Below are 26602 nucleotides of genomic sequence, written 5' to 3'. Positions count from 1 at the left end.
CTGGGCAACGACAGCCGCAAGCTCGCCACGGAGCTGGAGCAGGCTGGCCAGGACGTGCGTTCGGGCCTCGACAGCCTTTCCGCCAGCACCCGCCAGCGCCTGAGCGCCGGGTTGTCGTCGCGCCTGGAGAGCGAGCAGCAGCAACTGCGCGCCACCCTGGAGAAGAACCTGAAGGACTCGGCCAACGACATGGCCGAATTGCTCGCCTCGGTCGCACCCCGGGCCATCTGGGACAATGACGTGCCGATGCTCTCGGACTTCGCCCGTCGTGCCCAGCGCAATCCCAACGTACTGTTCGTCATTTACGACGACGCCCAGGGCCAGCACCTGACGCGCTACCTCAACCGGCAGAACCCGATCAACCAGGCGCTGATCGAGAAGGGCCAGGGCGAGCGGGCATTGGACAAGGTGCTGGATGCCGCGCGCAAGGATCCATCCGTCTATTACGTCGAGGCCTCGATCAACCCCAATGGTGCCGAGATCGGCAAGGTGCTGATGGGGGTGTCCACCGCCGGTGTCGAGCAGGAACTCAAGGCCCTGGACCAGCGTTTCACCGCCTTGATCGCCAGCGGCGAGCAATTGGTGGGCGACAGCCTGGTAGCGGCGGCTGCCGACAGCGGCAAGGCCTTGCGCGCACGCCTGGAGACCGCACAGAACAGCGCCACGGCCATGCAGGCCAACACCGCGCAGACCGTCCGCGATGCCGCCGCCGAACTGCGCTGGCGCATCGGCCTGGGGTTGGTGCTGGTGGGCCTGGGTGTGCTGCTGGTGGTGGCGGTGGTCCTGGGGCGGCGAGTGGTCAGCAAGCTGCGCCTGCTGATCGCGGCCCTCGATGACCTGGCCGCTGGCGATGGAGACCTGACCCGGCGCGTGCCCCTCGACAGCCGTGACGAGATCGGCGACATGGCCTCGGCGGTCAACCGTTTCGTCGACAAGCTGCAGCCCATCGTCCGTGAGGCCGGTGAGGTGGCCCAGCGCACCGGCGTGGAAATCGGTGCCATGGCCCAGCGCAATGCCGGTGCCGATGCCGCCGCCGCGTTGCAGCGTGACGAGGTCGCGGCCAGCCTGCGCGATCTGTCGAGCATGGCTGACGAGGCCCAGGCCGAGAGCCAGGCCATGCAGGCCGCGTTGCAGCAGGTGGTCGACATCCGCCAGGCCACCGATGACAACAGCCGCGCCTCGACCCAGTTGGCAGGGTTGATCGAGAACCTCGCCGGGCAGGTAGAGACCGGCTCCGAGGTGATCGAGCGGCTGGCCAGGCAGAGCGAGCAGATCGAGGTGGTGCTGACGGTGATCCACGGTATTGCCGAGCAGACCAACCTGCTGGCGCTCAATGCGGCCATCGAGGCGGCCCGGGCTGGCGAGACCGGTCGTGGTTTCGCCGTGGTGGCCGACGAGGTGCGGGCCCTGGCGAGCAAGACACAAAGCTCCACCGGGGATATCCAGGCGCATATCGCTGCGCTGCAGCAAGGGGCGAAGGAGGCTGTGGCGACCATCGGCCAGGCGGGGCGCCAGGCCAGCGAGGGCTTGCTGGTACTGCGCGAGAACGAGCGTCGCCAGCAATCGGTGCAGGCCGCGGTGGAGCAGGTGCATGCGGCCATCGGCCTGGCCACCCGGGCCGCCGAGCAGCAGGCCCATGGCGCCCAGGCGGTGCGCGGGCGGGTGGAGAATATCCATGCCCAGGCCGAACGCTCGGCCGAGGTGGTGATGCAGACCACGGCCAGCAGCAAGGTACTGGATGACCTGGCGGCACAGTTGCGGGCCAGCCTGGGGCAGTTCCGCGCCTGAGGACCGAAGGCGGGGCTGCAAAGCAGCCCCAATGTCGCTCGACCGAAAACCGCATCATCCATGATCGGCTCGGCCCCCGTGGGAATGGGTTTGCCCGCGAAGAGGCCTACGCCTTGTTCAGGTACATCCGCGTGGTCAGCAGGTACACCGGCAGCCCCGACACCACGATCAACAGCGCCGCATAGGGCGCTGCCGCGGCGAACTCGACATTGGCCGTATGCGCCCACACTTCGGTGGCCAGGGTCGTCATGCCCGTGGGGCTGAGCAGCAGGGTGGCGGTCAGCTCCTTCATGGCATCGAGGAACACCAGGGCGAAGGCGGCGGCCAGGGCCGGGAAGATGATCGGCAAGGTCACCCGGCAGAAGGCACCAAAGCTGCTGGCACCGAGGGTGCGCGCGGCTTCCTCCAGCGTCGGCGAGGCCTTGTTCAGCGCCGTGCGCACCGGCGCCTGGGCCAATGGCAGGAACAACAGGGCATAGGCCAGCAGCAACAGCGCGGTGGTCTGGTACAGCACCGGCACATAGTGCAGGGCGAAGAACACCAGGGTCAGGGCGATCACCAGGCCCGGCAGGGCATGCAGCAGGTACGGCAGGCGCTCGGCCCAGAGTGCCAGTCGCCCCTTGTAGCGCACCACCAGGAAGCTGACCGGCAGCGCCAGCAGCACGCAGAAGCCTGCGCCACCGAGGGATACCGACAGCGACGTGAGCAGCGCCTTGCCGATGTCCGCGACCGGGAAGGCGGCCGAGGAACCGACACTCAGCCAGTAGCCGAGCATGGCCAGGGGGATGCCGCTACCCAGCACCGCCAAGCCCAGGCAGAACGCCTGCGCCAATGGCATCCAGCCCCGCAGGCGCAGCGGTTGGGCACGGCGCGCCACGCCCTGGCCAATGCGCACGTGGCGGGCCTTGCCGCGTACCCGCAGCTCCAGCCAGAGCATCGCCAGGCACAGCGCCAGCAGCACCGCCGAGAGCATGGCGGCGTTGGCGTTGCTGAATTCCAGCTCGAACTGCTGGTAGATCGCCGTGGTGAAGGTCTGCAGGCCGAGGATCGACAGGGCGCCGAACTCCACCAGCATGTGCAGGGCGATCAGCAGTGCGCCGCCGAGGATCGAGGGCCACAGCAGCGGCAGGGTGACCTTGAGGAAGACGCCCCAGCGCCCGCAGCCCAGGGTGCGCGCCGACTCCTCCAGGGAGGTGTCGAGGTTGCGCAGGGTCGCCGCCACCGGCAGGAACACCAGCGGGTACTTGGACAATGCCATGACCAGGATCGCCCCGCCCAGGCCCTCGAAGTCGGAGCTCAGCGAGACCCAGGTGAAGCTGCTGACGAACGCCGGCACGGCGAACGGTAGGCACAGCACCACACCCCACAGGCGCCGGCCGGGCAGGTCGCTGCGTTCCAGCAGCCAGGCCAGGGCCAGGCCGACCACCATGCAGGCCAGCGTGACCCCGACCATCAGCATCAGGGTGTTGCGCAGCAAGCCCCAGACGAAAGGGCGCCAGAGCAGGCGCAGGGCTTCGTGCCAGCCGGCCTGCCAGGCCTTGAGGGCGACGTACAGCAGCGGCAGCAAGCTCATCGCCACCAGGAACAGGACAGGCAGCACCACCCAGATCGAGGGGCGCTTGCGGCGTGGCACGAAACGCGCCAAGGCCGGCTGGGGCAGGGCGGCAGTCATCAGAGCAGGCCGACCTCGCGCTCGAGCTCCAGGGCTTCCTCGGCATTGCCCAGGTCGGCGGGAGTGATCTTCGGCGGGCGCAGTTCCTCGAACGGCTTCAGGCCCTGGTCGGAGACCATGCCTTTGTGCAGCGGGTATTCGGCGGTGGTCTGGGTGATCACCCGTTGGCCTTCTTCGCTGGCCATCCAGTTGAGCAGGGCCTGGGCCTCTTTCGGGTGCTTGCTGGCCTTGACCGCGGCGGCGCCGGAAATGGTCACCAGGCCGCCAGCGTCGCCGTCGGCCAGGTAATAGAGCCTGGAGTCCAGTTGCCCGCGTTCGCGCTTGAGGGCATACCAATAGTAGTTGTTCACCAGCACAGCATCGACTTCACCCTTTTCCACGGCTTTCAGCGCGACCATGTTGTTGGTGTAGGTCTTGCCGAAGGCCTTCAGGCCGGTGAGCCAGTCCTCGGCTGCGTCACGCCCGTGCAGTTTGAGGATGGCCACGGCCTGCTCCTGGAACGCGCCGCTGGTCGGCACGAAACCGACCCGGCCGTCCCATTCGGGGTTGGCGAAGTCCATGACCGATTGCGGCAGGTCCTTTTCATCGATCTTCTTGGGGTTGAAGACGACCACGCGGGTGCGGGCGGTGACGCCCATCCAGGTACCGTTGGCGGCGACGTACTCCTTGGGCAGCATGTCCAGGGTGGCATCGTCGATCTTCGCCAGCAGGCCCAGCTCGCCCAGGTTGTTCAGGGGCGGCGATTCCTCGGTATAGATGACATCGGCTGGCGAGCGATCACCTTCCTCGATGATCTGGCTGGCCAGCTGGTTGCTGCTGCCCTTGCGGATATTGATGTGGATGCCGGTCTTGGCCTCGTAGGCCTTGGCGATGGCTTCGCCGATTTCCTTGTGCTGGCCGTTGTACAGGGTCAGGGTGACCGGTTCGTCTGCCAAGGCGGCCGGAGCGCCGATCGCCAGGCCCAGGACAGCGGCGGCCAGGATGCGCATCAGCGGTTGCGGGCGGATCGTCATGCGGGTACTTCCTCGCTTACGGCTACATATTTGGAAACAATGGTAAACGAAATCGTTTCTCAAGTGGCCGTGTGAGGGAAAATTCATGAGCAGACTATCGAATGAGATGGACTGCGGGGCCGCTAGGAGATCGCCCCGTGGTCTGGACGATCTTTTTCATGGGGCTGATTAAATCGCGGGCAAGAAAAAACCCACTAGCAAGCTAGTGGGTTTTTATATGGTGCCCAGGAGAAGACTCGAACTTCCACGGCCGTTAAGCCACTGATACCTGAAACCAGCGCGTCTACCAATTCCGCCACCTGGGCAAATCTTTTACGTCTACAGCATGCAAGATGCATCACTTGCTGAGTGACAGACAAACCTGTTATCTATCGCTCGAAAATTTTGGTGCCCAGGAGAAGACTCGAACTTCCACGGCCGTTAAGCCACTGATACCTGAAACCAGCGCGTCTACCAATTCCGCCACCTGGGCACATCGTCGAGATCACATGATGCTTTACAACATCGCTTCTCTCAACTACAACGTCGGGGGTGTCCGTCGTCGTGGTGCGCACTATACGGATGCCCCGGTGGGCTGTAAAGCCCCGGATCGAAAAAAATTTCAAAAAATTCAACTTGTTGATTCCGCAGGCCTTCTACCGACCCCCGGGACTCCGACGGGGCTGTCCAAGGCTGACATTTCCGGTTTCAATACGCCTATGCCAAACTTCTTCTCTATATATACCAAGGTGAACCCCTCCTGATGGCCGATTGGCAATCCCTCGACCCCGAGGCCGCCCGTGAAGCGGAAAAATACGAGAATCCCATCCCCAGCCGTGAGCTGATCCTGCAACACCTTGCCGACCGCGGCGAACCGGCTGCGCGCGAGCAGCTGGCGGCGGAGTTCGGCCTCTACGAGGAAGACCAGATCGAAGCCCTGCGCCGTCGCCTGCGGGCGATGGAGCGCGATGGCCAGCTGATCTACACCCGGCGCGGCACCTATGCCCCGGTGGACAAGCTGGACCTGATCTGCGGCCGCATCTCCGGCCACCGCGACGGTTTTGGTTTCCTCATCCCCGATGATGGCAGCGACGACCTGTTCCTCAGCCCGGCGCAGATGCGCCTGGTGTTCGACGGCGATCGCGCCCTGGCCCGGGTTTCCGGCGTCGACCGCCGTGGCCGCCGCGAAGGTGTGCTGGTGGAGGTCATCTCCCGTGCCCACGAGAGCGTGGTCGGCCGCTACTTCGAGGAAGGCGGCATCGGCTACGTCACCCCCGACAACCCGAAGATCCAGCAGGAAGTGCTGGTCACCGCCGGGCGCAACGGTGGCGCCAAGATCGGCCAGTTCGTCGAGATCAAGATCACCCACTGGCCAACCCCGCGCTTCCAGCCCCAGGGCGACGTGGTCGAGGTGATCGGCAACTACATGGCGCCGGGCATGGAGATCGATGTCGCCCTGCGCAGCTACGACATCCCGCATGTCTGGCCCAAGGAGGTGATCAAGGAAGCGCGCAAGTTCCGCTCCGAAGTCGAAGAGAAGGACAAGGAAAAGCGCATCGACCTGCGCCACCTGCCGTTCGTCACCATCGATGGCGAGGACGCCCGCGACTTCGACGACGCCGTCTACTGCGAGCCACTGGGCAAGCTGCGCCTGTTCTCGGGCGGCTGGCGCCTGTACGTGGCGATCGCCGACGTGTCCAGCTACGTACGCCTGGGCTCGGCCCTGGACACCGAGGCGCAGCAGCGCGGCAACTCGGTGTACTTCCCCGAGCGGGTGGTGCCGATGCTGCCGGAGGAGCTGTCCAACGGCCTGTGCTCGCTGAACCCGCACGTCGATCGCCTGGCCATGGTCTGCGAGATGACCATCAACAAGGCCGGCCAGATGGTCGACTACCAGTTCTACGAGGCGGTGATCCACTCCCATGCCCGGCTGACCTACAACAAGGTCAGCAGCATGCTCGAGCACGCCCGCACCCGCGAGGGCAAGGCGCTGCGCGAGGAGTACAGCGCGGTGCTGCCAGACCTCAAGCACCTCTACGCCTTGTACAAGGCGCTGGTGGCGGCCCGTCATACCCGGGGTGCGATCGACTTCGAGACCCAGGAAACCCGCATCATCTTCGGCGAAGAGCGCAAGATCGCGGAAATCTGCCCGACCGTGCGCAACGATGCCCACAAGCTGATCGAGGAATGCATGCTGGCGGCCAACGTGGCCACCGCCGAGTTCCTGCAGAAGCACGGCGTGCCGGCCCTGTACCGGGTGCATGACGGCCCGCCGCCGGAGCGCCTGGAAAAACTGCGCGCCTTCCTTGGCGAACTGGGCCTGTCGTTGCACAAGGGCAAGGAACCGTCGCCGAAGGACTACCAAGCGCTGCTGGCGAGCATCGCCGAGCGCCCGGACTTCCACCTGATCCAGACCGTCATGCTGCGCTCGCTCAGCCAGGCGGTGTACAGCGTCGAGAACAATGGCCACTTCGGCCTGAACTACGAGGCCTACACCCACTTCACCTCGCCGATTCGCCGCTATCCGGACCTGCTGGTGCACCGCGCCATCCGCAGCGTGATCCGCTCGCGGGTCGACACCCCGCACGTCAAGCGTGCCGGCGCCATGAGCATCCCCAAGGCGCGCATCTACCCGTACGACGAGCATGCCCTGGAGCAGATGGGCGAACAGTGCTCGATGACCGAACGGCGTGCCGACGAAGCCACCCGCGACGTGGTCAACTGGCTCAAGTGCGAGTACATGCGCGACCGCGTCGGCGAGACCTTCCCGGGCGTGATCACCGCGGTGACCGGTTTCGGCCTGTTCGTCGAGCTGACCGACATCTACGTCGAAGGCCTGGTGCATGTCAGCGCCTTGCCGGGTGACTACTACCACTTCGACCCGGTGCACCATCGCTTGTCCGGCGAGCGCAGCGGGCGCAGTTTCCGCTTGGGCGACACGATCGAGGTCAAGGTCATGCGGGTCGACCTGGACGAGCGCAAGATCGACTTCGAACTGTCGGAGAAGGCAGCCACCGCACCGGTCGGGCGCAAGTCGCGCAGCCCTTCGCCCGAGCCTGCGGCAGAGCCGGCGCCTGAGCCCAAGGCCACACCCAAGCCGCGCAGCGGCAAGCGCGAGTCCGCCGAGGCGTACTTCCCCAAGGATGCCGTGCAGCGTAACGCCGAAGTGCGCAAGAGCCGCGAAATGAAGAAGGCGCTGATGAGCGAGGCCCGCCACGGCCAGGCTGGCGCCAAGGCCGAGAAGGGCGCCAAGGCCTCCGGCAAGACCAAGCATCGCAAGGGGCCGTCGAAGTCCGGCGCGCCACGTAAAGGCAAGAACAAGTCATGAGCCAGCTGGAAAAGATCTACGGCGTGCACGCCGTACAGGCGTTGCTGCAGCATCATCCCAAGCGGGTCAAGCAGATCTGGTTGTCCGAGGGGCGTAGCGAGCCACGCATCCAGGCCTTGCTGGCGCTGGCGGCGGAGTACCGCGTGCCGGTCGGCCAGGCCGAGCGGCGCGAGCTCGATGCCTGGGTCGAAGGCGTGCACCAGGGCGTGGTCGCCGAGGTCAGCCCCAGCCAAGTCTGGGGCGAGGCCATGCTCGACGAACTGCTCGAGCGCACCGAGCAGCCGCCGCTGATCCTGGTGCTCGATGGGGTCACCGACCCGCACAACCTCGGCGCCTGCCTGCGCACGGCCGATGCCGCCGGCGCCACGGCGGTGGTGATCCCCAAGGACAAGTCGGCGACCCTCACTGGCGTGGTGCGCAAGGTCGCCTGCGGCGCCGCCGAGGTGATCCCGCTGGTGGCCGTGACCAACCTCGCCCGCACCCTGGAGAAGCTCCAGCAGCGCGGCCTGTGGGTGGTCGGCACCGCCGGCGAGGCCGAGCAGGAGCTGTACCAGCAGGACCTGACCGGGCCGCTGGTCATGGTCATGGGCGCCGAAGGCAAGGGCATGCGCCGGCTGACCCGCGAGCACTGCGACTTTTTGGTCAAGCTGCCGATGGCCGGCAGCGTCAGCAGCCTGAACGTCTCGGTGGCCACCGGGGTGTGCCTGTTCGAGGCTGTCAGGCAGCGCCGCCAGCAGCCTTGAGCTGCGGGCGCCAAGGGGCAGGAGAAAGCAGAACCGTGGTGGATCTGCTTTCAACGTGCCGCTTGCCGCTTGTAACTTGAAGCTTCCGGCGCCTTGCTTGTCCGCCCCGCCTTCTCTACAATTGCGCCCCTTGCCGTGCAGGCAGGCGCGCATGTGCCTTCTTTCCAAGGCAAGACATACAGTGTCATTCACTCCTTGTCTGACCAGATCGCTGGCAGACTACTAACCCGTAAGGAGCATTCATGCGTCATTACGAAATCATCTTCCTGGTCCACCCTGACCAGAGCGAGCAAGTCGGCGGCATGGTCGAGCGTTACACCAAGCTGATCGAAGAAGACGGCGGCAAGATCCACCGCCTGGAAGACTGGGGCCGTCGTCAGCTGGCCTACGCCATCAACAACGTTCACAAGGCTCACTACGTGATGCTGAACGTCGAGTGCACCGGCAAGGCCCTGGCCGAGCTGGAAGACAACTTCCGCTACAACGATGCCGTGATCCGTAACCTGATCATCCGTCGCGACGAAGCCATCACCGGCCCGTCCGAGATGCTGAAGGCCGAAGAGAACCGCAGCGAGCGCCGTGAGCGTCGTGAGCGTCCTGAAGCTGCTGATGGCGCCGAAGGCGACGACAGCAACGACAGCGACAACAGCGATAACGCTGACGAGTAATCCACGGACCTTTTTGAGGAGCCTATTACATGGCACGTTTCTTCCGTCGTCGTAAATTCTGCCGCTTCACTGCCGAAGACGTGAAAGAGATCGACTACAAAGATCTCAACACCCTGAAAGCTTACGTATCCGAAACCGGCAAAATCGTTCCAAGCCGTATCACCGGTACCAAAGCTCGTTATCAGCGTCAGCTGGCTACCGCTATCAAGCGCGCCCGCTTCCTGGCCCTGCTGCCCTACACCGACAGCCACGGCCGCTGAGACCGGGTCGTCGACAAGTAGCAAGGGATAAGCATGCGAGCGTTGGCTGATTTCATCATGCGCGGTCGCGTGCAGGCCTCCATCGTGGTGGCCGGTTGTGCGGCATTGCCGCTGTTGTTCTGGTTGAGTGCCGCTGCCGGGAGCCTGGTGTTCCTGCGGCGCGGTTTCAAGGACGCTTCCTCGGTGATCGTCTGGGGCATCCTGCCGGCATTGGCCTGGTGGATCTTCGGCGAGCCGCGCACCTTGATGGTGCTGCTGGGGACGCTGGGGCTGGCTGCGCTGTTGCGCGCCGGGCATTCCTGGAACCGGGTGCTGTTGTCCAGCATCGCCTTGGGCCTGTTGTACGGTGTCATCCTGGGTTCGGTGTTCCGCGAACCGATCGAAGCTCTGGCGCGAGCGCTTGAAAAAGCCCTGCCGCAGATGCTCGGCGGTCTCTACCAGCAGTTGTCGGTGGAGGAGCAGGCACACCTCGGGAGCCTCATCGTACCGGTGCTCAACGGCCTGATCGCGGCGTTGCTGCAGGTGGTCAGTGTGCTGGCCCTGATGTTGGGGCGCTACTGGCAGGCCGCGTTGTACAACCCGGGAGGTTTCGGCCGCGAGTTTCAAGCGGTGCGGATTCCCCTGGTGCCGGCACTGGTGCTGCTGGCGTGCATGCTGTTCGGGCCGAACTTCGGTTCTGCCCTGGCATTGCTGACGCCGCTGTGCAGCGTGCCGCTCATGTTCGCGGGGATCGCCCTGCTGCATGGGCTGGTGGCCCAGAAACGCCTGGCCAGGTTCTGGCTGGTGGGGTTGTACGTGACGCTGGTGCTGTTCATGCAGCTGACCTATCCGTTGCTCGTGGTCTTGGCCATTGTCGATAGCCTGATTGATTTTCGCGGTCGCAAGTCCCCTCACCAGGGTGACGATTCCGCGAACGGTGAAGGTTAAAAGTTAAGAGGTTTTACCAAATGGAACTGATCCTGCTGGAAAAAGTCGCCAACCTGGGCAACCTGGGCGACAAAGTAAAAGTAAAAGGTGGTTACGGCCGTAACTTCCTGCTGCCTTTCGGCAAGGCCGTCGTTGCCAACGCCGCCAACCTGGCCGCGTTCGAAGAGCGCCGCGCCGAGCTGGAAAAAGCTGCTGCCGACCGTAAGGCTTCGGCTGAAAGCCGCGCTGCCCAACTGGCCGAGCTGGAAGTGACCATCACTGCCACCGCCGGTGACGAAGGCAAGCTGTTCGGTTCGATCGGCACCCACGACATCGCTGACGCCCTGACCGCCTCCGGCGTCGAAGTGGCCAAGGCTGAAGTTCGTCTGCCGAACGGCACCATCCGTAACGTCGGCGAATACGACGTTGCCGTGCACCTGCACAGCGACGTCGAAGCCACCGTACGCGTGGTTGTCGTCGCAGCCTAAGCTGCAGCGATCGGTTGGCTCCTCGTGGGCCAGCCGGTAACATCGGGCACGGTCCTGCTTCATGCAGGTCGTGCCCTTTGTCTTTTTCATCACCCAGATTTTTCGCGTGGACATGAACGAGATCAGCAACCCCGAGCAACTCGACCTGCAGACCGCCGCCCTCAAGGTGCCGCCGCATTCCATCGAGGCCGAACAGGCCGTGCTCGGTGGCCTGATGCTGGACAACAACGCCTGGGAACGGGTGCTGGACCAGGTCTCGGACGGTGATTTCTATCGGCATGACCACCGCCTGATCTTCCGCGCCATCCACAAGCTGGTGGACCAGAACCAGCCGTTCGACGTGGTGACCCTGCACGAGCAACTGGACAAGGAAGGCCTGTCGTCCCAGGTCGGTGGCCTGGCCTACCTCGCCGAGCTGGCCAAGAACACCCCGTCGGTGGCCAACATCAAGGCCTATGCGGCGATCATCCGCGAGCGGGCCACGCTGCGCCAGTTGATCAGCATCAGCACCGACATCGCCGACAACGCCTTCAACCCGCAGGGGCGCAACGCCGAGGAAATCCTCGACGATGCCGAGCGGCAGATCTTCCAGATCGCCGAGGCGCGGCCAAAGACCGGCGGCCCGGTGGGCGTCAACGAGCTGCTGACCAAGGCCATCGACCGCATCGACACGCTGTTCAACTCCGACAGCGACATCACCGGCCTGTCCACCGGCTACACCGACCTGGACGAGAAGACCAGCGGCCTGCAGCCGGCCGACCTGATCATCGTTGCCGGTCGTCCGTCGATGGGCAAGACCACCTTCGCCATGAACCTGGTGGAGAACGCCGTGCTGCGCAGCGACAAGGCGGTGCTGGTGTTCTCCCTGGAGATGCCCGGCGAGGCGCTGATCATGCGTATGTTGTCGTCGCTGGGGCGGATCGACCAGACCAAGGTCCGCTCCGGCCAACTGGACGACGACGACTGGCCGAGGCTGACCTCGGCGGTCAACCTGCTCAACGATCGCAAGCTGTTCATCGACGATACCGCCGGCATCAGCCCCTCGGAAATGCGCGCCCGTACCCGTCGCCTGGTGCGTGAGCACGGCGATGTCGCCCTGATCATGGTCGACTACCTGCAGCTGATGCAGATCCCCGGCTCCAGCGGCGACAACCGCACCAACGAGATCTCCGAGATCTCCCGCTCGCTCAAGGCCCTGGCCAAGGAGTTCAACTGCCCGGTGATCGCCCTGTCGCAGCTCAACCGCTCCCTGGAGCAGCGGCCGAACAAGCGCCCGGTGAACTCCGACCTGCGTGAATCCGGGGCGATCGAGCAGGACGCCGACGTGATCATGTTCGTCTACCGTGACGAGGTGTATCACCCGGAGACCGAGCACAAGGGCATCGCCGAGATCATCATCGGCAAGCAGCGTAACGGCCCCATCGGCTTCATCCGCCTGGCGTTCATCGGCAAGTACACCCGCTTCGAGAACCTTGCGCCGGGCATGTACAACTTCGACGACGACGAATAACCGCGGAAGGCCCCCTGGGGAGCGCTTGCCCTGCGGCCCCACAGGGTTCTGTGTCTTTCATGAATCCGACCCCTGTCGTCGGATTTGATCAAAATTTGTGCTATATTCCGCGCCCGCGATTTCCCTGCACACCAGAACCGGTCACTGACATGCAAGCAGCCAAGCCACTCTACGACTATCCCAAGTACTGGGCCGAATGCTTCGGACCAGCGCCGTTCCTGCCCATGAGCAGGGAGGAGATGGATCAGCTCGGCTGGGATTCCTGCGACATCATCATCGTGACCGGTGATGCCTACGTCGACCATCCCTCCTTCGGCATGGCCATCATCGGCCGCCTGCTGGAAGCCCAGGGCTTTCGCGTGGGCATCATCGCCCAGCCGAACTGGCAGTCGAAGGACGACTTCATGAAGCTCGGCGAGCCGAACCTGTTCTTCGGCGTCGCGGCCGGCAACATGGACTCGATGATCAACCGCTACACCGCGGACAAGAAAATCCGCTCCGATGACGCCTACACTCCCGGTGGCATGGCCGGCAAGCGGCCCGATCGCGCCAGCCTGGTGTACAGCCAGCGTTGCAAGGAAGCCTACAAGCACGTGCCGATCGTCCTCGGTGGCATCGAGGCCTCCCTGCGCCGCATCGCCCACTACGACTACTGGCAGGACAAGGTCCGTCATTCGATCCTGGTCGATGCCAGCGCCGACATCCTGCTGTTCGGCAACGCCGAACGCGCGGTGGTCGAGGTGGCCCAGCGCCTGGCCAATGGCGAGAAGATCGAGAGCATCACCGACGTGCGCGGCACGGCGTTCATCCGTCGCGACACGCCCCAGGGCTGGTACGAGATCGATTCGACCCGCATCGATCGCCCTGGCAAGGTCGACAAGATCATCAACCCCTACGTCAACACCCAGGACATGGACGCCTGCGCCATCGAGCAGGCCAAGGGCGAGGTCGAGGACCCGAACGAGGCCAAGGTGGTGCAGATCCTCGACAGCCCGCGCATGACCCGCGACAAGACGGTGATCCGCCTGCCGTCGTTCGAGAAGGTGCGCAACGACCCAGTGCTCTACGCCCATGCCAACCGCGTGCTGCACCTGGAGACCAACCCGGGTAACGCCCGTGCCCTGGTGCAGAAGCATGGCGAGGTGGACGTCTGGTTCAATCCTCCGCCCATTCCCATGAGCACCGAGGAAATGGACTACGTGTTCGACATGCCCTATGCGCGCGTGCCGCACCCGGTGTATGGCAAGGAGCGCATCCCGGCCTACGAGATGATCCGCTTCTCGGTGAACATCATGCGGGGCTGCTTCGGTGGCTGTACCTTCTGCTCGATCACCGAGCACGAGGGGCGGATCATCCAGAACCGCTCCCACGAATCGATCATCCGCGAGATCGAGGAGATGCGCGACAAGGTGCCGGGTTTCACCGGGGTCATCTCCGACCTCGGTGGGCCGACCGCCAACATGTACCGCATCGCCTGCAAGAGCCACGACATCGAGAAGCACTGCCGCAAGCCGTCGTGCGTGTTCCCTGGCATCTGCGAGAACCTCAACACCGACCACAGTTCGCTGATCGAGTTGTACCGCAAGGCTCGTGCCTTGCCGGGGGTGAAGAAGATCCTGATCGCCTCGGGCCTGCGCTACGACCTGGCCGTGGAATCGCCGGAGTACGTCAAGGAACTGGTGACCCACCACGTCGGCGGCTACCTCAAGATCGCCCCGGAGCACACCGAACGTGGCCCGCTGGACAAGATGATGAAGCCGGGCATCGGTACCTACGACCGCTTCAAGCGCATGTTCGAGAAGTTCTCCAAAGAGGCGGGCAAGGAGCAGTACCTGATCCCGTACTTCATCGCTGCGCACCCGGGCACCACCGACGAGGACATGATGAACCTCGCCCTGTGGCTGAAGAACAACGGCTTCCGCGCCGACCAGGTGCAGGCGTTCTATCCCTCGCCGATGGCCTCGGCCACGGCCATGTACCACTCGGGCAAGAACCCGCTGCGCAAGGTCACCTACAAGAGCGAAGGGGTGGACATCGTCAAGAGCGAGGAGCAGCGCCGGTTGCACAAGGCGTTTTTGCGCTACCACGATCCGAAGAACTGGCCGCTGCTGCGCGAGGCCCTGCAGCGCATGGGCCGTGCCGACCTGATCGGGCCTGGCAAGCATCAGTTGATCCCGCTGCACCAGCCGCAGACCGACCACTACCAGAGTGCCCGGCGCAAGAATTCGACGCCGGCGGGTAGCCACAAGGTGGGCAAGGAGCAGAAGATCCTGACCCAGCACACCGGCCTGCCTCCGCGCGCCAGCGATGGCAGCAAGCCGTGGGACAAGCGTGAGAAGGCCAAGGCCGAGGCGTTCGCCCGCAACCAGCAGGCGGCCAAGGAGCGCAAGGAAGCGGCCAAGGGCGGCAAGGGCAAGAAGAAGCCGCGCCAGCCAGTCATTCCGCGCTGAAGGGGGCATGTGGGGCTGCGAAGCAGCCCCCGGGTATCAGTCAGGCTTGCGGTCGACCCATTTTGGCAACACCGGCGCCTCGAACGCTTCCATCCCGTCCAGCAGCTCATCCGGCTGCTTGCCGAGCAACAGCATCGCCCGGTGCTGCGGTCGCACGAAGCCTTCCTCGACGATGTGGTCGAGGAACCCACCAAGCTTTTCATAGAAGCCATTGACGTCCAGCAGCCCCAGCGGCTTGGCGTGATAGCCCAACTGCCCCCAGGTCCACACCTCGAACAGCTCCTCCAGCGTGCCCAGGCCACCGGGCAGGGCGATGAAGGCATCGCTGAGCTCTGCCATGCGCGCCTTGCGGGCATGCATGCCGTCGACCACCTCCAGGCGGGTCAGGCCGGTGTGGCCGATCTCGGCATTCATCAGGCTCTGCGGGATGATGCCGATGACCTCGCCACCAGCGGCCATGGCCGCGTCGGCCACGGTGCCCATCAGGCCGACCGCGCCGCCGCCGTAGACCAGGGTCAGGCCACGGCGGGCGATGGCCTGGCCGAGTGCGATGGCCGCCTCGCGATGGGCTGGGTTGGCGCCGATGCTGGCACCGCAGAAGACACAAACGGAACGTACAGGCATTGCTTATCTCCAGTTACATGCGTAAACAGGGTAAGGCGCATGCCTGCCGCTTCCAAGGCCAGTTTCACTCCGGGCGCGAGAATTCGTGGACGGCACCGCTCGCACCATGGGCGTAGGCGGCCAACAGACTGTTCATCAAGCTACCGAGGGACATGTTCATTGCTCCTTAATGAGAGGTTGTCTCATCGTCCGCTAAGAAGGCATGATGTGCACTTAGATTGGTTGTATACAATCCATTGAACAAATCAACTGGCTGACCACTTGACGCCCCTTGACGCACATCAGGAAGGGGCATGGCGGTTTCAGGCAGTCTCGCAATTGATAAAACCCTGCCAAGGAGATTCACGATGTTTGCGAAAGCTGTAGCGGTATCCCTGCTGACCCTCGCCAGCGCCTCTGTCTTCGCAGCCGAGTGTTCGGTGACTGTCGACTCGACCGACCAGATGTCTTACAACACCAAGGAATTCACCGTCGACAAGAGCTGCAAGGAGTTCACCGTCAAGCTGACCCACTCCGGCAACCTGCCGAAGAACGTCATGGGCCACAACCTGGTGATCAGCAAGACCGCCGACATGCAGGGCATTGCCACCGAAGGCATGACCCAGGGCATCGACAAGGGCTACCTGAAGGAAGACAACGCCGCGATCATCGCCCACACCGCGATGATCGGTGCGCCAGAGAAGGAAACCGAGGTGAAGTTCGACACCTCCAAGCTGGAAGCGGGCGGTGACTACAGCTTCTTCTGCACCTTCCCGGGCCATATCTCGATGATGAAGGGCAAGGTTATCGTCAAGTAAGTAAAGCCATGTAGGGCTTACTGGCCTCTTCGCGGGCAAGCCCGCTCCCACAGGTTGACCACTGGTCTCGAGGACAGTGATGACCCTGTGGAGCGGGCTTGCCCGCGAAGCTTTTCAGGGGGCGAACGGCAGCTCGCGCTTGTGCTGGGTCTTGCGGTAGGTGGCGACGATGATGTCGAACGCCTCCTGGCTGACCGGCTCGCCATGCAGGAAGGCATCGATCTGCTGGTAGGTCACGCCATGGGATGCTTCGTCCGGCTTGCCCGGCGCCAGGTCTTCCAGGTCCGCCGTCGGCACCTTTTCCACCAGCGACTCCGGTGCGCCGAAGCTACGGGCGATGGCGCGCACCTGGTTTTTCACCAGGCCGCTCAGCGGCGCCAGGTCGCAGGCTCCGTCACCGAACTTGGTGAAGAAGCCCATCACCGCCTCGGCGGCATGGTCGGTGCCGATCACCAGGCCCTGGCGGGCGCCGGCGATGCTGTATTGGGCAACCATGCGCATGCGCGCCTTGACGTTGCCGACGACGAAGTCGACCAAGGTCGGCGAACCGCCTTCCAGGGCCTTCACCTCTCCCGCCAGGGCGCGCACTGCCGGTGCGATGTCGACGGTATGGACCTCGTCGGCCTTGATGACATCCAGGCAGGCCTGGGCGTCGTGCTCGTCGTGCTGCACCTGGTAGGGCAGGCGCACGGCGATGAAGCGGTAGCCGTCATCGCCGGTCTCGGCGCGCAATTCGTTGACGGCGCGCTGGGCGAGCAGGGCGGCGGTCAGCGAGTCGACTCCGCCACTGATACCCAGGACCAGGGTCTTGAGCCGGGCATTGGCCAGGCAGTCCTTGATGAAGGCCACGCGCCGGGCGACTTCGGCCTCGAGCGCCGCGGCGTCGGCGAACGGCGGCTGCACCTTGAGCGCTTGCGCAATCTCTCGCTGGACGGCTTGCATGGGTTACTCCTTGCTGGGGACTTTGAATACGTGACGCAGGTAGGCAACGAAATTCTCGTCGCGGCATTGGGTCTTGGCGGCCTCGTCGGAGATCTTCGCCACCGGCGAGCCATTGCAGTCGGTCATTTTAAGCACGATGCTCATCGGTGCCACACCGGGGATATCGCAGGTCAGGTTGGTGCCGATGCCGAAGCTGACGTTGATGCGGCCGCGCAGGGCACGGAAGATTTCCAGCGACCGGGTGAGGTTGAGGCCGTCGGAAAACACCAGTGTCTTGGTCATGGGGTCGATACCCAGTCTCTGGTAGTGGGCGATGGCCTTCTCGGCCCAGGCCACCGGCTCGCCCGAGTCGTGGCGCAGGCCATCGAACAGCTTGGCGAAGTACAGGTCGAAATCGCCCAGGAACGCATCCATGGTGATGCAGTCGGTCAGGGCGATGCCCAGTAGCCCGCGGTACTCGCGGACCCAGCAGTCCAGGGCGGCGATCTGGCTGTCGATCAGCCGCGGGCCGAGCTGCTGGTGGGCCATGATCCATTCATGAGCCATGGTGCCCAGTGGCTTGATATCCAGTTTCCATGCCAGGTCGACATTGCTGGTGCCGACGAAGCGCGCCGGGAAGTCGTCGCGCAGGACCCGCACCACCTCCTCCTGGACCCGGCTGGAGAAGCGCCGGCGTGTGCCGAAGTCGGCGACTTGCAGTTCGGCCAGCTCGTCGTCGCTGGCGTGGGCGCGCAGCCAGTCGAACTTGCGGTACAACTGGTCACGGGCCTCGGCCAGGCGCATGCGCGGATGCAGGTGGCGGTTGCGCACCTCGCTGATGATCGCCAGCAACGGCACCTCGAACAGGATCACATGCAGCCAGGGGCCGCGCAGGCGCAGGCACAGCTGGTCGTTCTCGATCCCCAGGTGCAGGTAGCGCAGGTTGAAGCGGAACAAGCCGAGAAAGCGCAGGAAGTCTGGCTTGAGGAAGCTGATGCGTTCGAGAAAGGCCAGTTGGCCGTCGTCCAGGGTCAGCTCGCCGAGCCGTTCGACCTGGGTGCGGATCTCGTCCAGGTAAGGGCGCAGGTCCTCGCCGTTGCGGCAGCGAAACTCCCATTCCACGTCGGCGTCCGGGTAGTTGTGCAGCACCGCCTGCATCATCGTCAGCTTGTAGAAGTCGGTGTCGAGCAGGTTATGCACGATGCGCTCGGCGAATGCGCTCACGCTCATGGGCAGGCTCCAGGTCGGTGGCGCTCGCTGGAACGGCGCAAGCGCGGGGTTGGCAGCCATTGTGCCAGCCTTTTGCGTGGAGCGTGCAGATGAGCCCTTTGCGCTGGCTGGGCTGGCCCATTCGCGGGCAGGCCCGTTCCCACATACCCGTTGCGCGACAGCGCAGCCCAGGTCGTTTCGCCATGCACCAGCTAGGCTCTAAACGGTGCCGCCTGTAGCAGTTGCGCACCAGTTGTGTGCAGTTCGGTGACGTCGGCTGTTACAGGTTGGTTGCACGTTAACACTTGCCAGGGTTGCAATGATGGCACTCGATGGTTGCTCCTTTCCTCCTTGCTGGGTGGCGCCTGCTGTGTGGCAGACGGTTGCACGCTCAATAAAGAAAAGGCCGTCGGTCGCCTTTTGCCTGCCTTTCCCTGGCGTTTTCCTACAAGACAAAACCAATGGCACGGCCCTTGCTCGGAGCACAGGGCTGAGAAGTTGTAGTGCCAATCAAAAAAACTCTAGGAGCACCACCTCATGTCGCAGACGTTTTACAAGAAAGGTTTCCTGGCTCTGGCCGTAGCTTCGGCACTGGGTGTTTCTGCGTATGTTCAGGCCGACGTCAAGATCGGCGTCGCAGGCCCCATGACCGGGGCCAACGCAGCGTTTGGCGAGCAATACATGAAAGGTGCCCAGGCGGCGGCCGACAAGATCAACGCCGCCGGTGGGGTCAACGGCGAGAAAATCGTCCTGGTGAGGGGGGACGATGCCTGTGAGCCGAAGCAGGCCGTGGCGGTGGCCAACCGCTTGGTCGATCAGGAGAAGGTCGTCGGGGTGATCGGCCACTTCTGTTCCTCGTCCACCATCCCGGCCTCGGAGGTCTACGATGAAGCCGGCATCATCGCCGTCACCCCCGGCTCCACCAACCCGCAGGTGACCGAGCGCGGCCTGTCGGCGATGTTCCGCATGTGCGGCCGCGACGACCAGCAGGGCATTGTCGCCGGCGACTACATCGTCGACGTGCTCAAGGGCAAGAAGGTCGTCGTGCTGCACGACAAGGACACCTACGGCCAGGGCCTTGCCGACGCGACCAAGGCCCAGCTGGAGAAACGCGGCGTCAAGCCGGTGCTGTATGAAGGCCTGACCCGTGGCGAGAAAGACTTCAGCGCCGTGGTCACCAAGATCCGCGCTGCCGGTGCCGATGTCGTCTACTTCGGTGGCCTGCACCCGGAAGCCGGCCCGCTGGTGCGCCAGCTGCGCGAGCAGGGCCTGAAGGACATTCCGTTCATGTCCGACGATGGCATCGTCACCGACGAACTGGTGGCCACTGCCGGCGGCCCACAATACACCAACGGTGTGTACATGACCTTCGGCGCCGACCCACGCCTGCTGCCGGACAGCAAGGCGGTGGTCGACGAGTTCCGCAAGGGCGGCACCGAGCCTGAGGGCTACACCCTGTATGCCTACGCTTCCCTGCAGGTGCTGGCCGCAGCCTTCAACGGCGCCAAGTCGAACAATGGCGAGGATGCCGCCAAGTGGCTCAAGGCCAACTCGGTCAAGACCGTCATGGGCGAGAAGAAATTCGATAGCAAGGGCGACCTGACCGTCTCCGACTACGTGGTCTACCAGTGGGATGCCAACGGCAAGTACCACCAACTGGAAAAACAAAAATAACAAAGGCACAAGCCCGGGCAGGTGCCCGGGCCGCTGCCCCTGCGGTACCCGTTCCTACTCGTAGATCTGCACCAGTTCTGCGCTGCGAGGGCCGCGTCATTCCAGGCCCGCCGTGGTCGGCGCTCGTGCAATCTCAATCAGGTGAGATTGCGTTATGGATGGTATTTTCCTGCAGCAACTGATCAATGGGCTGACCCTCGGGTCGGTCTATGGTCTGATCGCCATCGGCTACACAATGGTCTATGGCATCATCGGCATGATCAACTTCGCGCACGGCGAGGTGTATATGATCTCCGCGTACCTCGCGGCGATCAGCCTGGCATTGCTGGCTTATTTCGGTATCGAGTCGTTTCCGCTGCTGATGCTGGGAACCTTGTTGTTCACCATCGTCATCACCGGCGTCTATGGCTTCACCATCGAACGCATCGCCTACAAGCCCCTGCGTAACTCCACCCGCCTGGCGCCGCTGATCAGCGCCATCGGCATCTCGCTGATCTTGCAGAACTACGCGCAGATCAGCCAGGGCGCCCGCCAGCAAGGCGTGCCGACCCTGCTCGAAGGCGCCTGGCGCGTCGAGGTGGGCACAGGCTTCGTGCAACTGACCTACACCAAGATTTTCATCCTGGTCGCGGCCTTCGTCGGCATGGCCCTGCTCACCTACGTGATCAAGTACACCAAGCTCGGACGCATGTGCCGTGCCACCCAGCAGGACCGCAAGATGGCCTCGATCCTGGGGATCAACACCGACCGGGTGATCTCCTACGTGTTCGTCATCGGCGCGGTGATGGCCGCCCTGGCTGGCGTGCTGATCACCATGAACTACGGCACTTTCGACTTCTATGCCGGCTTCATCATCGGTATCAAGGCGTTCACCGCCGCGGTGCTCGGCGGTATCGGCTCGCTCCCTGGCGCCATGCTGGGCGGGATCGTCCTGGGGATTTCCGAGTCGCTGTTCTCCGGTTTGATCAACTCCGACTACAAGGATGTGTTCAGCTTCTCGCTGCTGGTGCTGATCCTGATCTTCCGTCCCCAAGGCCTGCTGGGTCGCCCGCTCGTGGCTAAGGTGTGAACATGTCCGCTGCCAATATTGCTTCTTCCGGTTTCGACATCAAACGCAGCCTGCTGGAAACCGTCGTCGCGGGCTTGCTGGCCCTGATCGTGTTCGGCCCCGTGGTCGGGGTGGTGCTCGATGGCTACAGCTTCAATGCCGAACCCACCCGTGTGGCCTGGCTGGTCGGCGGGGTGATGGTGGGGCGCTTCTTGCTCAGCCTGTTCTTCCAGAGCGGCACTGGCCGGCACATCCTGCACGGCTTCGAGAGTGGCGGTTCGGGCGTGCACGTGCGGGCGCCGGACTACAAGTCGCGACTGCGTTACATCATCCCCCTGCTGATCGTGGTCGCCATCGTCTTCCCGGTTTTCGCCAACAAGTACCTGCTGACCGTGGTCATCCTCGGCCTGATCTACGTGCTGCTGGGCTTGGGCCTGAACATCGTGGTCGGCCTGGCCGGGCTGCTCGACCTGGGCTACGTGGCCTTCTACGCCATCGGCGCCTACGGCCTGGCGCTGGGCTACCAGTACCTGGGGCTCGGCTTCTGGAGCGTGCTGCCGCTGGCGGCGATCGCGGCGGCGCTGGCGGGGTGCATCCTCGGGTTCCCGGTGTTGCGCATGCACGGCGACTACCTGGCCATCGTGACCTTGGGCTTCGGCGAGATCATCCGCCTGGTGCTGAACAACTGGCTGTCGTTCACCGGCGGCCCCAACGGCATGCCGGCGCCATCGCCGACCTTCCTGGGCCTGGAGTTCGGCCGTCGGGCCAAGGATGGCGGGGTGCCGTTCCATGAGTTCTTCGGCATCGACTACAACCCCAACCTGAAATTCCTGTTCATCTACGTCGTGCTGTTCCTGGTGGTGCTGGCGGTGCTGTACATCAAGCACCGGCTGACCCGCATGCCGGTGGGGCGCGCCTGGGAAGCCCTGCGCGAGGACGAGATCGCCTGCCGTTCCATGGGCCTGAACCATGTGCTGGTCAAGCTCTCGGCCTTCACCATCGGCGCTTCCACCGCAGGCCTGGCCGGGGTGTTCTTCGCCACGTACCAGGGCTTCGTCAACCCGTCGTCGTTCACCTTCTTCGAGTCGGCGCTGATCCTGGCCATCGTCGTACTCGGCGGCATGGGCTCGACCGTGGGCGTGGTGATCGCGGCGTTCGTGCTGACCGTGGCGCCGGAGCTGCTGCGCAGCTTCTCCGAGTACCGGGTGCTGCTGTTCGGCGTGCTGATGGTGCTGATGATGATCTGGCGACCGCGTGGGCTGATCCGCATCAGCCGCACCGGTGTGGTCCCGCGTAAAGGAGTGGCGCCATGAACGACGAAGTCATTCTCTCGGTCGACAACCTGATGATGCAGTTCGGCGGCATCAAGGCGCTCAGCGATGTCAGCCTCAAGGTCCGGCGCAACCAGATCTTTGCCCTGATCGGCCCCAACGGTGCCGGCAAGACCACGGTGTTCAACTGCTTGACCGGCTTCTACAAGGCCAGTGGCGGGCGCATCGAGCTGAATGTGCGCGGTACCCGTACCGACGTCATCCAGTTGCTCGGCGAGCGCTTCCAGGTGGCGGACTTCGTGTCGCCGGCGCGTTTCGCCAACCGCTTGTACTACAAGATGTTCGGCGGTACTCACCTGGTCAACCGCGCGGGGCTGGCACGCACCTTCCAGAACATCCGCCTGTTCAAGGAAATGTCGGTGGTGGAGAACCTGCTGGTGGCCCAGCACATGTGGGTCAACCGCAACCTGCTGGCCGGCGTGCTCAACACCAAGGCCTACCGCAAGGCCGAGAGCGATGCCCTGGACCACGCGTTCTACTGGCTGGAGGTGGTGGACCTGGTCGACTGCGCCAACCGCCTGGCCGGCGAACTCTCCTACGGCCAGCAGCGCCGCCTGGAGATCGCCAGGGCCATGTGCACGCGGCCGAAGATCATCTGCCTGGACGAGCCGGCCGCCGGCCTCAACCCCCAGGAAACCGAGGCCCTGAGCCGCATGATCCGCGTGCTGCGCGACGAGCACGACATCACCGTGGTGCTGATCGAGCACGACATGGGCATGGTCATGAGCATCTCCGACCATATCGTCGTGCTCGACCACGGCAAACTGATCGCCGAGGGCGCGCCACAGGAGATCCGCAACAACCCGACGGTGATCGCCGCCTACCTGGGTGCCGACGAAGAGGAACTGGTATGAGTGCACCCATTCTCGAACTGAAGGATCTGGACGTGTTCTACGGGCCGATCCAGGCATTGAAGAAAGTCAGCCTGCACATCAACGAAGGCGAGACGGTGAGCCTGATCGGCGCCAATGGCGCCGGCAAGTCGACCCTGCTGATGTCGATCTTCGGCCAGCCACGGGCGGCGTCCGGGCAGATCGTCTATCGCGGCACCGACATCACCCGCAAGTCGTCGCACTTCATCGCCTCCAACGGCATCGCCCAGTCGCCGGAAGGGCGCCGGGTGTTCCCCGACATGACCGTCGAGGAAAACCTGATGATGGGCACCATCCCTATCGGCGACAAGCACGCCGACGAGGACATGCAGCGCATGTACGAGCTGTTCCCGAGGCTCAAGGAGCGGCGTAACCAGCGTGCCATGACCATGTCCGGCGGCGAGCAGCAGATGCTTGCCATCGCCCGTGCGCTGATGAGCCGGCCCAAGCTGCTGTTGCTCGACGAGCCCTCGCTGGGGCTGGCGCCGATCGTGGTCAAGCAGATCTTCGCCACCCTGCGCGAACTGGCCAAGACCGGTATGACCATCTTCCTGGTGGAGCAGAACGCCAACCATGCGCTGAAGCTGTCCGACCGGGCCTACGTGATGGTCAACGGGCAGATCCGCATGACCGGGACGGGGCATGAACTGCTGGTCAACGAGGAGGTGCGTAACGCCTATCTGGGCGGGCATTGATTGCGTTCGATACGGGGGCCGCTTCGCGCCCCCGGCTGTTCATGGCCATGTGGACAACTTGTCGCACAACTCACACGAAGCACACTAGGATCGCCTCGCAAGTCATTGTTTCCACAAGCCCGAATTTTCCACGGAAAATGTGGAACCGGCTGTGGGAAACATGGTGGCATATCGCTCTAGCCCTTGATATACCTGCCCTGTAGCCTGCTGCTCATCTTTTGATCAAAGTTCCCATGTGGATGATTTCACTGCGTTTTCCGGATCGCGCGCACGTATTTCCAGCGCCGTCGATTCCTGTGGATAACTCTGTGTGAAAGCCTTGGACAGACCGCTGCAGGCGGCATCCTTGAAAGCGTTGCGCCATCACTCGACCATTGTTGCCCCAGCGCTCCGATGAAAAAGGGTTCCAGCGACCCGACGAGTTGCCCCCAATCCGTGGGGAAAGCCCTGTGGATAAGATGCGTATAGCACGCGCCAGCCCCTCTACCACAAGGGTTCCGCCATGCTGTTCATTTATTGGGCAGTACCATCGACGACTTGCTGGCAACGCCGGTGGCGGGCATGCTTCAAGACCTGCCGAGGCAATCCACAGCACAGCGAAGGAGAACAGCATGACGTCCACCGTATTCATCACTGGCGCGACTTCCGGGTTCGGCGAGGCCGCCGCCCGCCGTTTCGCCGAGGCGGGCTGGAAGCTGGTGCTCACCGGCCGGCGCAAGGAGCGCCTGGACGCCCTGTGCGCCGAGCTGTCGGCCAAGACCGAGGTGCATGGCCTGGTGGTCGATGTGCGCGACCGCAAGGCCATGGAGCAGGCCATCGCCAACCTGCCGCCGGCCTTCGACACGCTGCGCGGCCTGGTCAACAACGCCGGCCTCGCCCTGGGCGCGGAGCCGGCGCAGAACTGCGACCTGGACGATTGGGAAACCATGGTCGACACCAACATCAAGGGCCTGATGTACACCACCCGCCTGCTGCTGCCACGGCTGATCGCCCATGGCCGTGGCGCGACCATCCTCAATGTCGGTTCGGTGGCGGGCATCTACCCCTATCCGGGCAGCCATGTGTACGGCGGCACCAAGGCCTTCGTCGGCCAGTTCTCCCTGAGCCTGCGTTGCGACCTGCGCGGCACGGGCGTACGGGTCAGCAACATCGAGCCCGGAATGTGCGAGAGCGAGTTCTCCCTGGTGCGCTTCGGCGGCGACCAGGCGCGCTACGACGCGACCTATGCCGGTATCGAGCCGATCCAGCCGCAGGATATCGCCGAGACCATCTTCTGGATCCTCAACCAGCCGGCGCATATCAACATCAACAGCCTCGAGCTGATGCCGGTGAGCCAGGATTGGGCGGGGTTTGCGATCGATCGGTCGGCCAAAGGGTGAATTCAGGGGGGGCGCGTCGCGAATGCTTCAGCCCAGCTGCCGCAAGCCTTCCAGGCAGGTCGCCAGGTGATAGGGCGTGGTCGACGGCATGTCATGCCGGCTGACCGCGCCGTTGCCATCGCGGCACTCGTGCCAGCCGCCTGGATGCAGGAAGCGCGTTTCCAGCGCCTGCAACTGGCGTAGCAACCTTTCCTCGCTACCCGGTCGAAGCGCCAGTGCCCGCAAGTACTCGGCCTGGGCCCAGATGCGCTGGGTCGGATCGGTCACATTGCCCTGCACATCCAGCATCGCCAGCACCGCCGAATCCGTCACGCCCTGTTGCTCGGCGTATGCGAAGGCGCGGGCAAGGGAGCCGTGCAACGGGCCGCCACGCAGCAGTGGCGAGGTATCGAGCAGGTAGAACCATTCGAATTGATGCCCAGGCTCGAACCAGTTATCCACAGCACCGCGGGGTTTCTCCAGCATCAGGCCGTGGGCCGGGTCGATGAAATGCACCTGCAGGGCTTCGCACAGCTGCAACAGCGCCTGTCGTACCTGCTCGTCCTCGCGTACTGCCAGCGTTTGCAGGAAGGCTTCGGCCAGATGCATCTGCGGGTTCTGCAAAGGGCCGCTGCCCAGTGCCGACCAGTCTTCGTCCAGGCTTGCCTCGTACAACCCATCATCCCGGGCGAAACGCTCGGCGACGATGCTCAGCGCCGCATTCAGCTTGGCCTCGACCAGTGGCTCGCGCACCTTGCCCCAGTAATGGGCGCAGGCGAAGACGATGAAGGCATGGGTGTAGAGGTCCTTGCGCCGGTCGAGGGGCCGGCCTTCGGCATCGATGCTGTAGAACCAGCCGCCGTGCTCGGCATCATGGAAATGCCGTTGCAGCGAGCGGAACAGCGCCGCGGCCCGCTCGGCCGCGCCCGGCTGCTCGATGCGACTGCTGAACAGGTACAGTTGGCGGGCGCAGGCCATGGCCCGGTAGCGCTGCACCGGCAGTGGCCGGTGCTGACCGTCGAGCGCCTCGTAGGGCAGGGCCATCTCGGCATTCCAGCCAGGGCCTTGCCACAAGGGCACGATACGCTCGGCGAAATGCTGGCGGAAACGGGCCACGTAGGGGCGTAGCTCGGGCGGGGTGGGGCGGGGGTCGGACATGGGGCGTGCTCGTCGCAATCGGGCAGTGCGTCATGGTAGCAGCTAGCGGCAAGCTGCAAGCTGCAAGCTGCAAGAAAAAGCATGCCTGCGCAGATTTTGATTTTTGCTTT

Annotated in this window: 23 protein-coding genes, 2 tRNA genes and 1 pseudogene; 18 read left to right on the top strand and 8 right to left on the bottom strand. The window is 64.0% G+C overall.

Features of this window, described 5'->3' with window-relative positions; translation table 11 throughout:
* Positions 1 to 189: 189 nt before the first annotated feature.
* A pseudogene (locus ABFA30_RS23565) lies at positions 190 to 882 on the top strand (methyl-accepting chemotaxis protein); the annotation flags it as partial.
* A 21-nt stretch (positions 883 to 903) separates the two neighbouring features.
* Positions 904 to 1788 (top strand): methyl-accepting chemotaxis protein, encoded by an 885-nt coding sequence (locus tag ABFA30_RS23560; protein ID WP_410046070.1) that lies wholly within the window; start codon positions 904 to 906, stop codon positions 1786 to 1788.
* A gap of 106 nt (positions 1789 to 1894) precedes the next feature.
* Here the strand turns inward: ABFA30_RS23560 and ABFA30_RS23555 are convergent, their stop codons facing one another.
* From ABFA30_RS23555 to ABFA30_RS23540, 4 genes are all read right to left on the bottom strand, one after another.
* The gene (locus ABFA30_RS23555; protein WP_253081066.1) at positions 1895 to 3460 is read right to left on the bottom strand and encodes an ABC transporter permease; all 1566 of its coding nucleotides are present in this window, start codon (positions 3458 to 3460) and stop codon (positions 1895 to 1897) included.
* Positions 3460 to 4473 carry an extracellular solute-binding protein gene (locus tag ABFA30_RS23550; RefSeq protein ID WP_225788956.1) on the bottom strand — a complete coding sequence of 338 codons (1014 nt, stop codon included), beginning with the start codon at positions 4471 to 4473 and terminating at the stop codon, positions 3460 to 3462. Before ABFA30_RS23550 ends, ABFA30_RS23555 begins: the two co-directional genes overlap by 1 nt.
* A gap of 218 nt (positions 4474 to 4691) precedes the next feature.
* Positions 4692 to 4778 (bottom strand) — tRNA-Leu (locus tag ABFA30_RS23545).
* Between the two features lie 80 nt (positions 4779 to 4858).
* Positions 4859 to 4945 (bottom strand) — tRNA-Leu (locus ABFA30_RS23540).
* Between the two features lie 16 nt (positions 4946 to 4961).
* Between ABFA30_RS23540 and ABFA30_RS23535 the strand changes: the two genes are divergently transcribed.
* The 9 genes from ABFA30_RS23535 (at position 4962) to ABFA30_RS23495 (ending at position 14805) form a co-directional block, all read left to right on the top strand.
* Complete coding sequence (locus tag ABFA30_RS23535; protein WP_225788957.1) at positions 4962 to 5216, top strand: hypothetical protein; 255 nt, start codon at positions 4962 to 4964, stop codon at positions 5214 to 5216.
* Positions 5216 to 7780, top strand: coding sequence for a ribonuclease R (rnr, locus tag ABFA30_RS23530; RefSeq protein ID WP_225788958.1), 2565 nt, complete (start codon positions 5216 to 5218; stop codon positions 7778 to 7780). The genes ABFA30_RS23535 and rnr overlap by 1 nt, the downstream gene beginning before the upstream one ends.
* Complete coding sequence (gene rlmB / locus ABFA30_RS23525) at positions 7777 to 8523, top strand: 23S rRNA (guanosine(2251)-2'-O)-methyltransferase RlmB (protein WP_253081068.1); 747 nt, start codon at positions 7777 to 7779, stop codon at positions 8521 to 8523. Before rnr ends, rlmB begins: the two co-directional genes overlap by 4 nt.
* A gap of 242 nt (positions 8524 to 8765) precedes the next feature.
* Positions 8766 to 9191, top strand: coding sequence for a 30S ribosomal protein S6 (gene rpsF / locus ABFA30_RS23520; RefSeq protein ID WP_225788960.1), 426 nt, complete (start codon positions 8766 to 8768; stop codon positions 9189 to 9191).
* A gap of 29 nt (positions 9192 to 9220) precedes the next feature.
* Complete coding sequence (gene rpsR / locus ABFA30_RS23515; RefSeq protein WP_009403887.1) at positions 9221 to 9451, top strand: 30S ribosomal protein S18; 231 nt, start codon at positions 9221 to 9223, stop codon at positions 9449 to 9451.
* A gap of 33 nt (positions 9452 to 9484) precedes the next feature.
* Positions 9485 to 10378: a hypothetical protein gene (locus tag ABFA30_RS23510; RefSeq protein ID WP_225788961.1), complete on the top strand. Its 894-nt coding sequence runs from the start codon at positions 9485 to 9487 to the stop codon at positions 10376 to 10378.
* A gap of 20 nt (positions 10379 to 10398) precedes the next feature.
* Positions 10399 to 10845, top strand: coding sequence for a 50S ribosomal protein L9 (gene rplI, locus ABFA30_RS23505; RefSeq protein ID WP_225788962.1), 447 nt, complete (start codon positions 10399 to 10401; stop codon positions 10843 to 10845).
* A gap of 112 nt (positions 10846 to 10957) precedes the next feature.
* Positions 10958 to 12355, top strand: a complete 1398-nt coding sequence (gene dnaB, locus ABFA30_RS23500) for a replicative DNA helicase (RefSeq protein ID WP_225788963.1) — start codon at positions 10958 to 10960, stop codon at positions 12353 to 12355.
* Positions 12356 to 12504: 149 nt separating this feature from the next.
* The gene (locus ABFA30_RS23495; RefSeq protein WP_225788964.1) at positions 12505 to 14805 is read left to right on the top strand and encodes a YgiQ family radical SAM protein; all 2301 of its coding nucleotides are present in this window, start codon (positions 12505 to 12507) and stop codon (positions 14803 to 14805) included.
* A 36-nt stretch (positions 14806 to 14841) separates the two neighbouring features.
* Here ABFA30_RS23495 and ABFA30_RS23490 read toward each other — a convergent pair whose 3' ends face one another.
* Positions 14842 to 15429: a TIGR00730 family Rossman fold protein gene (locus ABFA30_RS23490; protein ID WP_410046016.1), complete on the bottom strand. Its 588-nt coding sequence runs from the start codon at positions 15427 to 15429 to the stop codon at positions 14842 to 14844.
* Between the two features lie 347 nt (positions 15430 to 15776).
* Between ABFA30_RS23490 and azu the strand changes: the two genes are divergently transcribed.
* A complete protein-coding gene (azu, locus tag ABFA30_RS23485; protein ID WP_225788966.1) occupies positions 15777 to 16226 on the top strand; it encodes an azurin in 450 nt (149 codons plus the stop codon).
* Positions 16227 to 16340: 114 nt separating this feature from the next.
* Here the strand turns inward: azu and nadE are convergent, their stop codons facing one another.
* The gene (gene nadE, locus ABFA30_RS23480) at positions 16341 to 17168 is read right to left on the bottom strand and encodes an ammonia-dependent NAD(+) synthetase (RefSeq protein ID WP_225788967.1); all 828 of its coding nucleotides are present in this window, start codon (positions 17166 to 17168) and stop codon (positions 16341 to 16343) included.
* A gap of 3 nt (positions 17169 to 17171) precedes the next feature.
* The gene (pncB, locus tag ABFA30_RS23475; RefSeq protein WP_225788968.1) at positions 17172 to 18377 is read right to left on the bottom strand and encodes a nicotinate phosphoribosyltransferase; all 1206 of its coding nucleotides are present in this window, start codon (positions 18375 to 18377) and stop codon (positions 17172 to 17174) included.
* Between the two features lie 516 nt (positions 18378 to 18893).
* Here pncB and ABFA30_RS23470 point away from each other — a divergent pair.
* From ABFA30_RS23470 to ABFA30_RS23445, 6 genes are all read left to right on the top strand, one after another.
* Entirely contained in the window at positions 18894 to 20030 is a 1137-nt protein-coding gene (locus ABFA30_RS23470) for a branched-chain amino acid ABC transporter substrate-binding protein (protein WP_225788969.1), read from the top strand.
* 154 nt (positions 20031 to 20184) lie between these two features.
* Positions 20185 to 21099: an ABC transporter permease subunit gene (locus ABFA30_RS23465; protein WP_225788970.1), complete on the top strand. Its 915-nt coding sequence runs from the start codon at positions 20185 to 20187 to the stop codon at positions 21097 to 21099.
* A gap of 2 nt (positions 21100 to 21101) precedes the next feature.
* Positions 21102 to 22391 (top strand): high-affinity branched-chain amino acid ABC transporter permease LivM, encoded by a 1290-nt coding sequence (gene livM, locus ABFA30_RS23460; protein ID WP_225788971.1) that lies wholly within the window; start codon positions 21102 to 21104, stop codon positions 22389 to 22391.
* On the top strand, positions 22388 to 23263 hold the full coding sequence (locus ABFA30_RS23455) for an ABC transporter ATP-binding protein (RefSeq protein ID WP_225788972.1): 876 nt from the start codon (positions 22388 to 22390) through the stop codon (positions 23261 to 23263). Before livM ends, ABFA30_RS23455 begins: the two co-directional genes overlap by 4 nt.
* Positions 23260 to 23976 (top strand): ABC transporter ATP-binding protein, encoded by a 717-nt coding sequence (locus tag ABFA30_RS23450; protein WP_225788973.1) that lies wholly within the window; start codon positions 23260 to 23262, stop codon positions 23974 to 23976. The genes ABFA30_RS23455 and ABFA30_RS23450 overlap by 4 nt, the downstream gene beginning before the upstream one ends.
* A 611-nt stretch (positions 23977 to 24587) precedes the next feature.
* Positions 24588 to 25355: an SDR family oxidoreductase gene (locus tag ABFA30_RS23445; protein ID WP_225788974.1), complete on the top strand. Its 768-nt coding sequence runs from the start codon at positions 24588 to 24590 to the stop codon at positions 25353 to 25355.
* Between the two features lie 27 nt (positions 25356 to 25382).
* On the opposite strand, the gene ABFA30_RS23440 is transcribed toward ABFA30_RS23445, so the two are convergent.
* Positions 25383 to 26492: an AGE family epimerase/isomerase gene (locus tag ABFA30_RS23440; RefSeq protein ID WP_253081070.1), complete on the bottom strand. Its 1110-nt coding sequence runs from the start codon at positions 26490 to 26492 to the stop codon at positions 25383 to 25385.
* Positions 26493 to 26602: the final 110 nt, after the last annotated feature.

It is taken from the genome of Pseudomonas sp. HLMP (genome assembly GCF_046365545.1).
Lineage (GTDB): Bacteria > Pseudomonadota > Gammaproteobacteria > Pseudomonadales > Pseudomonadaceae > Aquipseudomonas > Aquipseudomonas guariconensis_B.
This window is presented reverse-complemented; position numbering and strand designations above follow the sequence as displayed.

Coding starts and splice junctions, on each gene's coding strand:
- ABFA30_RS23535 (WP_225788957.1), top strand. CDS start 4,962: ATGATGCTTTACAACATCGCTTCTCTCAACTACAACGTCGGGGGTGTC.
- rpsF (WP_225788960.1), top strand. CDS start 8,766: ATGCGTCATTACGAAATCATCTTCCTGGTCCACCCTGACCAGAGCGAG.
- ABFA30_RS23555 (WP_253081066.1), bottom strand. CDS start 3,460: ATGACTGCCGCCCTGCCCCAGCCGGCCTTGGCGCGTTTCGTGCCACGC.
- ABFA30_RS23560 (WP_410046070.1), top strand. CDS start 904: ATGGCCTCGGCGGTCAACCGTTTCGTCGACAAGCTGCAGCCCATCGTC.
- ABFA30_RS23440 (WP_253081070.1), bottom strand. CDS start 26,492: ATGTCCGACCCCCGCCCCACCCCGCCCGAGCTACGCCCCTACGTGGCC.
- ABFA30_RS23510 (WP_225788961.1), top strand. CDS start 9,485: ATGCGAGCGTTGGCTGATTTCATCATGCGCGGTCGCGTGCAGGCCTCC.
- azu (WP_225788966.1), top strand. CDS start 15,777: ATGTTTGCGAAAGCTGTAGCGGTATCCCTGCTGACCCTCGCCAGCGCC.
- ABFA30_RS23550 (WP_225788956.1), bottom strand. CDS start 4,473: ATGACGATCCGCCCGCAACCGCTGATGCGCATCCTGGCCGCCGCTGTC.
- ABFA30_RS23495 (WP_225788964.1), top strand. CDS start 12,505: ATGCAAGCAGCCAAGCCACTCTACGACTATCCCAAGTACTGGGCCGAA.
- pncB (WP_225788968.1), bottom strand. CDS start 18,377: ATGAGCGTGAGCGCATTCGCCGAGCGCATCGTGCATAACCTGCTCGAC.
- livM (WP_225788971.1), top strand. CDS start 21,102: ATGTCCGCTGCCAATATTGCTTCTTCCGGTTTCGACATCAAACGCAGC.
- rpsR (WP_009403887.1), top strand. CDS start 9,221: ATGGCACGTTTCTTCCGTCGTCGTAAATTCTGCCGCTTCACTGCCGAA.
- rlmB (WP_253081068.1), top strand. CDS start 7,777: ATGAGCCAGCTGGAAAAGATCTACGGCGTGCACGCCGTACAGGCGTTG.
- ABFA30_RS23465 (WP_225788970.1), top strand. CDS start 20,185: ATGGATGGTATTTTCCTGCAGCAACTGATCAATGGGCTGACCCTCGGG.
- ABFA30_RS23450 (WP_225788973.1), top strand. CDS start 23,260: ATGAGTGCACCCATTCTCGAACTGAAGGATCTGGACGTGTTCTACGGG.
- rnr (WP_225788958.1), top strand. CDS start 5,216: ATGGCCGATTGGCAATCCCTCGACCCCGAGGCCGCCCGTGAAGCGGAA.
- rplI (WP_225788962.1), top strand. CDS start 10,399: ATGGAACTGATCCTGCTGGAAAAAGTCGCCAACCTGGGCAACCTGGGC.
- ABFA30_RS23455 (WP_225788972.1), top strand. CDS start 22,388: ATGAACGACGAAGTCATTCTCTCGGTCGACAACCTGATGATGCAGTTC.
- ABFA30_RS23470 (WP_225788969.1), top strand. CDS start 18,894: ATGTCGCAGACGTTTTACAAGAAAGGTTTCCTGGCTCTGGCCGTAGCT.
- nadE (WP_225788967.1), bottom strand. CDS start 17,168: ATGCAAGCCGTCCAGCGAGAGATTGCGCAAGCGCTCAAGGTGCAGCCG.
- dnaB (WP_225788963.1), top strand. CDS start 10,958: ATGAACGAGATCAGCAACCCCGAGCAACTCGACCTGCAGACCGCCGCC.
- ABFA30_RS23445 (WP_225788974.1), top strand. CDS start 24,588: ATGACGTCCACCGTATTCATCACTGGCGCGACTTCCGGGTTCGGCGAG.
- ABFA30_RS23490 (WP_410046016.1), bottom strand. CDS start 15,429: ATGCCTGTACGTTCCGTTTGTGTCTTCTGCGGTGCCAGCATCGGCGCC.